Below are 9,888 nucleotides of genomic sequence, written 5' to 3'. Positions count from 1 at the left end.
CCGGCGACGGTGACGCGATGGGCTGGCCGCGTTCCGGGCGCCGCGGCATGGGCAAAGCCAAGCCGCGCTCGATCCGGTGATCAATAACCGCGTCGAGGGCGCCTCTGGCGCGGCGAATGGCGTCGGCTCGGTTGCGGCCGAACGTGATCATGTCCGGGACGTCCGGACAGGTGACGAGGACCGTGTTGTTGTCGTCGGGCGCCAGGACCAGAGGGAAGCGGTAGCCGGATCTGCTGGCCCGCTTACTGGCTATTGGGGGCATGGGGTTGATCCTCCCTGGGTTTTTGACTGGGCGGGAAATCGTTGCGGCTGTTCCCCTTGCGCCTATTGGCGCTGGCGTCCTTATAGCGGCCGATCGGACGCACCAGCTCGAGGACTACCTGACGGACATCATAAACGGTTCGCCTCCACCAAGGACAACAGCAAAGGCCGTCCTAAGGGGTGGAGTGCCAAGGGCGCGGCCGGGGCCAGGCGCCAAAGCCGGATGACCAGCTTCGCTTGGCGTCCGAAGCCTTAGCTCTGTCAGGAGCCCTGGGCAGACTGATTAATAATCACCGAAATCAAACGAACCTGACGGCAGCAATCCAGCCAGTTTATTTTCATCCCGACCAGAATCAGAAATCAAAACTCTCTGTTTCGATCGCCACGCGCCGCAATGCTACCCCGCACGCTACCCGAACGCGCAGATCTCGCTCTCGCCGAATGGATGCGATGACGCAAGCTGCTGAATTGTTAGGGAGAGTGTGGCGCGCCCGGAGAGACTCGAACTCCCAACCCCCAGATTCGTAGTCTGGTGCTCTATCCAATTGAGCTACGGGCGCATCACTTTTGTCGCGCATCGGTACCAAGGCACCCTGCGACAGGCGGCGGAACCTACACGAAAGCCCGAGGCACTGGCAAGAGCAGTAGCCAAGCGGCAAAAAGGGCTGAATTCTTCGCAAGCTAGCGGGAAAACCCGCTTGTGGCGCTGGTAGGGCTTCGTTATGATTCTCGGGCCAGAATGGGGGAACGTGGGGAAGCGGCTTTTGCATGCGGACTGGCGCCTGCCGGTCGGCGATTCCCCACCGTGATTGCAGGGTCGAGCCATCGCATGAGCATGAAGCCAATTCGCGCAGCCATCGCAGGCGCCGTACTCGTCCTGTCGGCATGTACCAATACTGGCCAACCGGCTTCTTCGGCAGGCGCTTCCGCGTCGAGCCCCAGCACTTCGACCCAGACGGCTTCAACCTCGCCCCCGGCGACGTCGACGGGGACTACCGCTACCAACAGTCCCCTGCAGCTGAACAGTGGCAATTTCCAGCCCGAAGGCGTGACGCCGGGACAGCCGACCGGGACGCTCGTCGGCAAGAAGGTCGAGGATCTGCGCGCGGATCTGACGCGCCTCCAGGCCTCCGTCGCCGACGAGAACAAGCAGCTGCAGCAGCTGCGCGCCCAGTCCGTCACCACCGCGAGCAACTATCACAACACCGTCGCCGCGATCCAGGCGAAGCTGCAGGTCGGCACCACCAAGGGCAACCCGATCCTGGTCGCCCAATGGAACCAGGCCCAGACCCAGCTCGAGGCGGTCAATACCGATCTCGGCCGCATGAACTCGCTGGCCAACGACGTCGCGAGCAATGCGGCACTGTCGAGCTATCTGCTCGAGGCCTCGCGCGCCGCCTTCGGCATCTCGGGCGCGGTCGACGAGGACCACCGCCAGCTCTCGATCCTCGAGGACGAGACCAACCGCACCACGGTGCTGATCGACCGCCTCCTGACCGAGCTCACCGAGGACATCTCGCGCCAGACCAACTATCTCGGCGCCGAGCGCTCGAACCTCAACACCCTGGCGCTCGCGGTCAACAATGGCGAGCTCTATGGTGAGAGCTTCGCCGCGCGCAACTACGCGCCGGCGATGGCGCCGCCGCTGCCGCCGGGCTCGGGCATCGCCACCGGCCGTCCGCTGGTGGTGATCCGCTTCGACCGCGACAATCCGGATTACGAGCAGGCGCTGTTCGCCGCCGTCAGCGCCGCCCTCGATCGCCGCCCCAATGCGGGCTTCGATCTGGTCGCGGTGGCGCCCTCGGCCGGCACGGCAGCGCAGGTGTCGCTCAACAGCAGCAATGCGCGCCGTAGCGCCGATAAGGTGCTGCGCTCGTTGACCTCGATGGGCCTGTCGCCGGACCGCGTGAGCCTGTCGACCATGACGAGTCCGAACGCGCAGACCAACGAAGTCCAGCTTTACGTCCGATAGACCTCTACACTCACCTCATAACCCGACGACGAAACCGGCGCCCTCCAGGCGCCGGTTTCTTTTTGGGCGCCCCGCCCCGGGGCCTTGGAAGCCCCGCCCCCGGACCTAGTCTCGATGAAGGGCGTCCCGCTGAAAGGCGCCCGGTAGGAGGGACAGATGCGGGTTCTCCTTGCGGCTTTGGCGCTCGGCTGGGCTCTGTCGGCGCCGCTCGCAGCCCGGGCCGGCGACGAAAGCCTGGCACCGGCCGATGCCAGCGCCATCCATCAGGTGATCGAAAACCAGATCGACGCGTTCCGGCATGACGATGGCGCCACCGCCTTCGGTTTCGCCTCGCCCTCGATCCAGCAGAAGTTCGGCGACCCGGGCAACTTCATGGCCATGGTCAAGACCGGCTATCCGCAGGTCTACCGGCCGAAATCGGTCGAGTTCGAGGAGCTGTCGGTCGAGGATGTCGGACCGGTCCAGAATGTGCGGGTGGTCGGCCCGGACGGCGTCCCGGTTTTGATGATCTATCTCATGCAGAAGCAGCCTGACGGCTCCTGGCGGATCAACGGCGTCTATATGACCCAGGCGCCCGACCAGAGCGTCTGAGCGCCCGCGCACGCCCTTGACGGCACCCGGCCGGTGCTGGAGAAGTGCCGGCCATGAGCGCACCGCCGGACAAGAGTTTCCCGGTCACCTGGGAAGAGCTGCATCGCAACGCCAAGGCGCTGGCCTGGCGGCTGTCGGAAATGGGTCCCTTCACCGGGATCGCGGCCGTGACGCGCGGCGGACTGGTGCCGGCCGCGATCGTGGCGCGCGAGCTCGATATCCGGCTGATCGATACGGTCTGCATCATCAGCTATGACGAATTCAGCCAGGGCCAGCTCAAGGTGCTCAAGGGCGTCCCCGGCGACGGCCAGAACTGGCTGATCGTGGACGATCTGGTCGATACCGGCCGTACCGCCCGGGCGGTCCGCGAGATGCTGCCCAAGGCCCATTTCGCGACCATCTACGCCAAGCCCGCCGGTAAGCCGCTGGTCGACACCTATGTGACCGAGGTCAGCCAGGACACCTGGATCCTGTTCCCCTGGGACATCGAGCCGCAATTCATCCAGCCGATCGCCAAGCGCCGGAACGGGTGAGCGGCCAAGGGCTCGTTCCGCTGGCGACCGGCCGATCCGGTGTTGCGCTTCGTTTGAAAACTTGGGCGGGCCCGCCCGATTGAAAATTGGCGCGAATCACTCAAGCCGCGCCGGCGCCCGCGCACCCACCCTGCATCCCCCTTGCCCCGTCGCATCCGCATGCAAAACGGTCGCTGGTGTGCCGCTTGATCTCCGTCCCCTCCCTTCGCTTGACACCCGGTGATTCAGGGTGGCACCGTCCGATTCTCGATGGTTCCCCGACGGATGAATTCCAGGGGATCAAAAGGGAACACGGTGTGGACGACCCAATCGGGGCCAAAACCGTGGCTGCCCCCGCAACTGTAAGCGGCGAGCCTGTTGCCTTCACGACCACTGGGAAACCGGGAAGGTCCGGCGTCAGGCAGCGACCCGCGAGCCAGGAGACCTGCCATCGAGGGATTGGATTTCAACATCGGGGCGGGGTGCCCTGGAGGAAGCCATGACCATCATCCCGACGATTCTTTGGTGCAGATCCGCCCAGGCGACGCCGCTCCCGGTTCGATCCGGAGGCGAATCCCGTGGTCGCTGACGCCCGTTCCGCCCCTTCCGGCCCGACCGCCGGCAGCGCCGAGATTCCCGCAGCCGCTCTGTTCGATCTGCTGCTGGTGCTCGACACCCATCGCCAGGACGAGGACCGCCTCAACCTGCTGGATTGGGTGATGTCGCTGCCCGACGATCTCGACCCGGCCCGGGCGGCCCGCGCCGTCCTCGACTATCAGAGCGGATCTCCGGGGCCGACCTTGTCGGCGCCGCTGCATCAACTCCTCGATGTCGTCAGCCAGTTCTCCTTGAGCCGCCTCGCGCAGTTTGCCGGCGAGCGGCGCCGTTCCCGTTTCCATCATCATCCAGCTTTTGGGGAGTCCCTTACGTGAACACGACCCGTACCCACGCCGACGGCCGTACAGATGTTTCCGTCGCCAGCCGCGCCATGGCCGTCGCCTTCGCCGCCTTCCTCGGCGCCTTCCTGATTTTCGGCGTCGGCTTCTCGCATGTCAGCGCGTTCCACAATGCCGCCCATGACGTGCGGCACTCGAACGCGTTCCCCTGCCACTGATCCAGGCAGCCCCAAAAAGGGGCACATCCATGGAACTCCTTCGCAAACTGATCTTCGCCGCCGCCGCGGCGGGACTGATCGCCGGCGCGTTCGTGACCGTCGTGCATCAGGTCTCGACCGTGCCGGTGATCCTGAAGGCCGAAGTCTATGAGAAGGCGGCCGACGCCGCCGAAGCCACGGCCAGCACGACCACGACACCCACCACACCCACCGACGGCAGCTCGACCGCGGCCAGCGCGGCCGACAGCAGCATGGCGAACATGCCCGGCATGGAACATGAGGCGGGCGAATGGGAGCCGGCAGACGGCTTCCAGCGCAATGCCTTCACCGTGCTGGCGGATCTCCTGACCGGCGTCGGCTTCGCGCTGCTGCTGGTCTCGGCCTTCGCGCTGCGGGGCGGCGCGATGAACTGGCAGACCGGGCTCTATTGGGGTCTCGCCGGCTTCGTCGCCTTCACCCTGGCGCCGGGCCTGGGCTTGCCGCCGGAAGTGCCGGGAACGCAGGCAGCGCCCTTGCTGGCCCGTCAGGTCTGGTGGGTCTTCACGGTGGCCGCAGCTTGCGGCGGATTGGCCTGCCTCTTCTTCGGGCGCAAGCCGCTCTGGTGTCTGGCGGGCCTGGCCCTCCTGGTGGTGCCGCATATCGTCGGCGCGCCGCAGCTCGACCACGCCGAAAGCGCCGCGCCGGAATCGATCGCCCATCAGTTCATCGTGGCGGTGGTCATCACCAGCCTCGTGTTCTGGGCCGCGCTCGGCACGCTCTCGGGCTATTTCTACCAGCGCTTCGTCAAGCCGGCCTGATCCTCAGGGACGGTTCCGGCGACGGAATCGAAAGCCTCCCGCGGGTGAACAGCCCCGGGAGGTTTTCATTTTTCGGGCCTCGTCAGTTCTCGGGAAGCGACAGCGGCCAGTTGTCGATGAGGCGCGTGCGGCCGATCCAGACGGCGACGAAGAGCCGGGCGGCGCCTTGCGGCGAGGCCGACGGCGTCAAAGTCGCCTCGTCCGCCAGATCGAGATAATCGAGCCGGTCGAATCCGGCGGCCGGCAGCTCGCCACGCGCCTGGATCAGCGTCGCCTCGATCTCGGCGCCGCCTTCGAGCCGCGCCGCCAGCGTCTGCATCAGCCGCGGCAGCTTGGCCGCGATCTGCCGCTCGGCCGGCGTCAGGTAGCGATTGCGCGAGGAAAGCGCCAGGCCATCGGCCTCGCGCACCGTCGGCACGCCGACGATCTGGGTCGGAATGTCGAGATCGCGCGCGAGGCGCCGGATCACCTGGAGCTGCTGGAAATCCTTCTCGCCGAAATAGGCGCGGGTCGGTCCTGCCATCAGCAGCAGCTTCGAGACCACGGTGGCGACGCCGGCGAAATGGGACGGGCGGAAAGGCCCGTCGAGATGGCGCGTCAGTCCCTTGACCTCGACCGTTGTCGAGAAGCCTTGCGGATAGACGGTCTCGACCGAGGGCGCGAACAGGAGATCGCACCCGGCCGTCGCCAAGAGCGCGCGATCCTTGGCCTCGTCGCGCGGATAGGCATCGAAATCCTCGGCCGGCGCGAATTGCGTGGGATTGACGAAGAGCGTCGCCACCGCACGGCTGCATTCGGCCTTCGCCTGACGCACCAGCGTCAGATGGCCGTCATGCAGGGCCCCCATCGTCGGCACCAGCCCGATCGTCTCGCCATGCCCGCGCCATTCGGCGATCTGCGCGCGCAACTCCGCGACCGTCCGCAGGACCGGCGTTTCCGCGATTGCCGAACGTTGAGCCTGGGCCGCCATGACCATGCCCTCGGAAGATCCGTCAGTTCTCGGTGCCGAAGAGATGTTCTTTGGCCGGGAAGCGCCGCGCCCGGACATCGGCGGCATAGGCGATCGCGGCCGCCGCCACCTGATCGCCGACCTCGGCATAGCGTTTCACGAATTTCGGCGTGAAACTATCGAACATGCCGATCAGGTCGTCGATCACCAGCACCTGCCCGTCGCAGGCAGGCGAGCCGCCGATGCCGATGGTCGGGATCGCAATGCGCTGGGTGATCGCGCGGGCCAGCGGCTCGACCACGCCCTCGACCACCAGCGAGAAGGCGCCGGCCTCCGAGATCGCGACCGCATCCGCGGTGATCGCCTCGCGCTGTTCCGCATCGCGCCCGCGCGCGCGGTAGCCGCCCAGCGTATTGACGGATTGCGGCGTGAGACCGACATGGCCCATCACCGGAATGCCCCGCGCCACGAGGAAGGCCACCGTCGGCGCCATCTCCCGGCCGCCTTCGAGCTTGACCGCCGAGCAGCCGGTCTCGGCCACCAACCGCGCCGCCGCCCGATAGGCGACCTCGGGCGATTCCTGATAGCTGCCGAAGGGAAGATCGACCACGAGGCAGGCGCGCTCGCTGCCGCGGCGCACGGCGGCGCCATGGGCGATCATCATGTCGAGCGTCACCGGCAAGGTGCTGTCGAAGCCATAGAGCACCATGCCGAGCGAATCGCCGACCATCAGCAGATCGACATGGGGGTCGAGCCGACGCGCCATGGGCGTCGTATAGGCCGTCAGGCAGACGATGGGTTCGCCGCCCTTGCGAGCCTTGAGTTCGGGGACCGAAATACGCCCGAGCCGCCTTACGGTGCTCATCGAGAACCCTCCTGGCGATCCTGAAGGTCCTCGAGGTGCTCTCGCCTCTGGGGCCGAAGACCCTTGCCGCCAACCGCTTATCAACCCAGCGGCCGATCCCACCCCTACAGGGGCCGGCGCATTGCGCCAATGGTTTTACGCCAATAATGGTGCAACGCACAACGGCCTTCGCCACTGCAAAATCCATTCCAGATATCTGGATTTTCGGCCCGATTCACCCCTGCGCCAATGGCTTAACTGTTCAATCCGGGAGTCGATGCCAGAGCCGCGGGGGCATCGGCTCCTTGCCATCGGCCGCAGGCTGCTTTCGCCGGATGGCGTGCAGGGGCCAGAACCGCTCCATGACCAGGTAAGTGAACGAGGCCGACCAGCCGATCAGGAGCAGCCCGATGACGGCCTCGACGCCGGCGAGCAGCCTGGCACCGCCGATCGGGTAGAGATCGCCGAACCCGATGGTGCTGTAGGTCACGGCGGAGAAATAGACCAGGTCGGGAAAATCGATCTGCCGCTCACCCGCGATCGCGCCCAGCGCGAAATGATCGGAGAGAAAATAATAGGCGACCGCGAAGATCCACACCTCGATCGTATGGGCTGCGAAGCAGGCGGCCACAATGCCCAGCATGCGTCCGCGCAGCCCGATCCATGACGGCCCCGGCAACAGCGAGGAGACGATGCGCAAGGCTTCATAATGCACCAGAATGCAGGCGAGAACGAGCAGGATGCTGGAAAACATACCGATGATCATGAATGGTCCCCTGTCCGACGGACGGCCCGCCACGCCGACAACATACGACACGGGGATCGCGGGCGCTGTTACGAGAGCGCCGCGAACGCGCTGGTTCCTGGTTTTCTCGCTGGTCTCCGGCATCGCGCTTGCTGGCTGCAGCGGTCCGTTCCCGCCTTGCACGCCCGGCAAGGTCGAAGCCTCGGATACGGCGGCATCGGCACCAGAAGCGGCGACCGGGCAGCAGACCAGCATCGCCGTCCGCGCCCAGCGTCACATGATCGTCGCCGCCAATCCGCTGGCCGCCGAAGCAGGGCGCGAGATCCTGCGCCAGGGCGGCAGCGCCGTGGATGCCGCGATCGCCACCGCCCTCGTGCTCAATCTGGTCGAGCCGCAATCCTCGGGCCTCGGCGGCGGCGGCTTCATGCTGGCCTTCGACGCCCAGCACAACAAGCTCCAGGCCTTCGAAGGCCGCGAGACGGCGCCGGCCTCGGCCAAGCCCGATCGCTTCCTGGGCGCTGACGGCAAGCCGCTCGAATTCGAGGACGCGCAGGCGAGCGGCCTCTCGGTCGGCGTGCCGGGCATCCTCGCCATGTATGAGCTGGCCCATCGGCAGTTCGGGAAACTGCCCTGGGCGACACTCTTCGCGCCGGCAATTCGTCTGGCCGAGTCCGGATTCGCCGTCTCGCCCAGGCTGGCGCAGCTCCTGGCGGAAGACGAATATCTGCCGCATTCGCCGACGGCCGCCGCCTATTTCTACCAGCCCGACGGCACGCCGAAGCCCGTGGGCAGCATTCTGCGCAATCCGGATTTCGCGCAGACGCTGAAGACGATCGCGGCGCAGGGCACGGCGCCGTTCTATCGCGGGCCCATCGCCACCGACATCGCGGCCTCGGTGAGCCAAGCCTGGCGCCATCCGATCGAGATGACGGCGAGCGACCTCGCCGCTTATCGCGCCCATGCGCCGGACGCGCTCTGCCGGCCCTATCGCGAATGGCAGGTCTGCAGCGTGCCCCCGCCCAGCTCCGGCGGCGTGGCGCTGCTGCAGATCCTGACCATGCTCGAGCCTTACCGTCTCGGCGCGCCGGGCACGGGCAATGTCGAGAGCCTGCATCTGGTGACCCAGGCCGAGGCGCTCGCCTACGCCGATCGCGCGCTCTATCTGGGTGATCCCGATTTCGTGCCGGTGCCGACAGCAGGGCTGCTCGATCCGCACTATCTGGCCAAGCGCGGCGATCAGATCCAGGATGCCTGCAGCATGGGCAAGGCCCTCCCCGGCGCACCGCCGACCCTGCAGGCCTTCGTCACGCCGCCGGTGCAGTATGAGCCGACCGGCACCACGCAGATCAGCATCGTCGATGACGCGGGCAATGCCGTCAGCCTCACCGCCACGATCGAGAGCGCCTTCGGCTCCAAGATCATGGTGCATGGTTTCCTGCTCAACAACGAGCTCACCGATTTCGCCTCGATCCCCGAGGTCGACGGCAAGCCCGTGGCCAACCGGGTCGAGCCCGGCAAGCGTCCGCGCAGCTCGATCACGCCGGTGATGGTGTTCGATCATCAGGGACGCCTCGTCCTCGTCACCGGCTCGCCCGGCGGCAGCTCGATCATCGGTTATGTGACGAAGGCGCTGATCGCCATGCTCGATGGCAATCTCGATCCCGCCTCGGCGGCGGCCCTTCCCAACTTCGTCAACCGCAACGGCGCCACCGAGCTCGAGGCCGACACCGCCTTGAGCAGCATCGCGCCGATCCTGGCCGAACGCGGCCATGACGTGCGCTTCACCGACATGACCAGCGGCCTCAACTCGATCCGCGTCACCCCCGAGGGCCTCATCGGCGGCGGCGACCCGCGGCGCGAGAGCGCGGTGTTGGGGGTTTGAGCGAAAACATCGCGTCTATCGCCCACCCCTCCCCCTACCCCCTCCCGCAAGGGGAGGGGGCTCGAACTAACAGTAATCGCGCCCTTTCCTGATCGTGAATCCAGCGAGGGGAAGAAAAAATCCAAGCCCCTTCCCCTTGCGGGAGGGGGTAGGGGGAGGGGTTGCTCGAAGATTTGCGCGCAGCGTCGACATCGGTCTCGCTCTCAGCTTAGAAGTAGAGC

Annotated in this window: 11 protein-coding genes, 1 tRNA gene and 1 riboswitch; of the genes, 7 read left to right on the top strand and 5 right to left on the bottom strand. The window is 66.4% G+C overall.

The features are described 5' to 3' along the window. The coding region (locus ACREE8_RS18395; protein ID WP_431574459.1) for a type II toxin-antitoxin system HicB family antitoxin at nucleotides 1-262 on the bottom strand (262 nt) is incomplete at its 3' end. A 482-nt stretch (nucleotides 263-744) separates the two neighbouring features. After that, nucleotides 745-821 (bottom strand) — tRNA-Arg (locus tag ACREE8_RS18390). Between the two features lie 488 nt (nucleotides 822-1,309). On the opposite strand from ACREE8_RS18390, the gene ACREE8_RS18385 reads away from it, so the two are divergent. From ACREE8_RS18385 to ACREE8_RS18360, 6 genes are all read left to right on the top strand, one after another. Further along, nucleotides 1,310-2,233 (top strand): hypothetical protein, encoded by a 924-nt coding sequence (locus ACREE8_RS18385; protein WP_431574458.1) that lies wholly within the window; start codon nucleotides 1,310-1,312, stop codon nucleotides 2,231-2,233. A gap of 156 nt (nucleotides 2,234-2,389) precedes the next feature. Further along, the gene (locus ACREE8_RS18380) at nucleotides 2,390-2,824 is read left to right on the top strand and encodes a DUF4864 domain-containing protein (RefSeq protein WP_431574457.1); all 435 of its coding nucleotides are present in this window, start codon (nucleotides 2,390-2,392) and stop codon (nucleotides 2,822-2,824) included. A 53-nt stretch (nucleotides 2,825-2,877) separates the two neighbouring features. After that, nucleotides 2,878-3,357 (top strand): xanthine phosphoribosyltransferase, encoded by a 480-nt coding sequence (gene gpt, locus ACREE8_RS18375; protein WP_431574456.1) that lies wholly within the window; start codon nucleotides 2,878-2,880, stop codon nucleotides 3,355-3,357. Nucleotides 3,358-3,590: 233 nt separating this feature from the next. Continuing rightward, nucleotides 3,591-3,803: riboswitch (cobalamin riboswitch) on the top strand. Nucleotides 3,804-3,914: 111 nt separating this feature from the next. Then, entirely contained in the window at nucleotides 3,915-4,268 is a 354-nt protein-coding gene (locus ACREE8_RS18370; RefSeq protein ID WP_431574455.1) for a hypothetical protein, read from the top strand. Then, nucleotides 4,265-4,450, top strand: coding sequence for a CbtB domain-containing protein (locus ACREE8_RS18365; protein ID WP_431574454.1), 186 nt, complete (start codon nucleotides 4,265-4,267; stop codon nucleotides 4,448-4,450). The genes ACREE8_RS18370 and ACREE8_RS18365 overlap by 4 nt, the downstream gene beginning before the upstream one ends. A gap of 29 nt (nucleotides 4,451-4,479) precedes the next feature. Beyond that, complete coding sequence (locus tag ACREE8_RS18360; protein ID WP_431574453.1) at nucleotides 4,480-5,247, top strand: CbtA family protein; 768 nt, start codon at nucleotides 4,480-4,482, stop codon at nucleotides 5,245-5,247. A gap of 82 nt (nucleotides 5,248-5,329) precedes the next feature. Here ACREE8_RS18360 and panC read toward each other — a convergent pair whose 3' ends face one another. The 3 genes from panC to ACREE8_RS18345 form a co-directional block, all read right to left on the bottom strand. After that, entirely contained in the window at nucleotides 5,330-6,223 is an 894-nt protein-coding gene (gene panC, locus ACREE8_RS18355) for a pantoate--beta-alanine ligase (RefSeq protein ID WP_431574452.1), read from the bottom strand. Between the two features lie 16 nt (nucleotides 6,224-6,239). Further along, nucleotides 6,240-7,061 carry a 3-methyl-2-oxobutanoate hydroxymethyltransferase gene (panB, locus tag ACREE8_RS18350; RefSeq protein ID WP_431574451.1) on the bottom strand — a complete coding sequence of 274 codons (822 nt, stop codon included), beginning with the start codon at nucleotides 7,059-7,061 and terminating at the stop codon, nucleotides 6,240-6,242. A 241-nt stretch (nucleotides 7,062-7,302) separates the two neighbouring features. Next, the gene (locus tag ACREE8_RS18345) at nucleotides 7,303-7,806 is read right to left on the bottom strand and encodes a potassium channel family protein (RefSeq protein WP_431574450.1); all 504 of its coding nucleotides are present in this window, start codon (nucleotides 7,804-7,806) and stop codon (nucleotides 7,303-7,305) included. On the opposite strand from ACREE8_RS18345, the gene ggt reads away from it, so the two are divergent. Further along, complete coding sequence (gene ggt / locus ACREE8_RS18340) at nucleotides 7,805-9,667, top strand: gamma-glutamyltransferase (RefSeq protein WP_431574449.1); 1,863 nt, start codon at nucleotides 7,805-7,807, stop codon at nucleotides 9,665-9,667. The genes ACREE8_RS18345 and ggt overlap by 2 nt on opposite strands. Nucleotides 9,668-9,888 lie beyond the last annotated feature (221 nt).

Origin of the sequence: Hypericibacter sp. (assembly GCF_050729195.1) — a bacterium.
GTDB lineage: Bacteria > Pseudomonadota > Alphaproteobacteria > Dongiales > Dongiaceae > Hypericibacter.
This window is presented reverse-complemented; position numbering and strand designations above follow the sequence as displayed.

Coding starts and splice junctions, on each gene's coding strand:
- ACREE8_RS18380 (WP_431574457.1), top strand. CDS start 2,390: ATGCGGGTTCTCCTTGCGGCTTTGGCGCTCGGCTGGGCTCTGTCGGCG.
- gpt (WP_431574456.1), top strand. CDS start 2,878: ATGAGCGCACCGCCGGACAAGAGTTTCCCGGTCACCTGGGAAGAGCTG.
- ACREE8_RS18360 (WP_431574453.1), top strand. CDS start 4,480: ATGGAACTCCTTCGCAAACTGATCTTCGCCGCCGCCGCGGCGGGACTG.
- panC (WP_431574452.1), bottom strand. CDS start 6,223: ATGGTCATGGCGGCCCAGGCTCAACGTTCGGCAATCGCGGAAACGCCG.
- panB (WP_431574451.1), bottom strand. CDS start 7,061: ATGAGCACCGTAAGGCGGCTCGGGCGTATTTCGGTCCCCGAACTCAAG.
- ggt (WP_431574449.1), top strand. CDS start 7,805: ATGAATGGTCCCCTGTCCGACGGACGGCCCGCCACGCCGACAACATAC.
- ACREE8_RS18345 (WP_431574450.1), bottom strand. CDS start 7,806: ATGATCATCGGTATGTTTTCCAGCATCCTGCTCGTTCTCGCCTGCATT.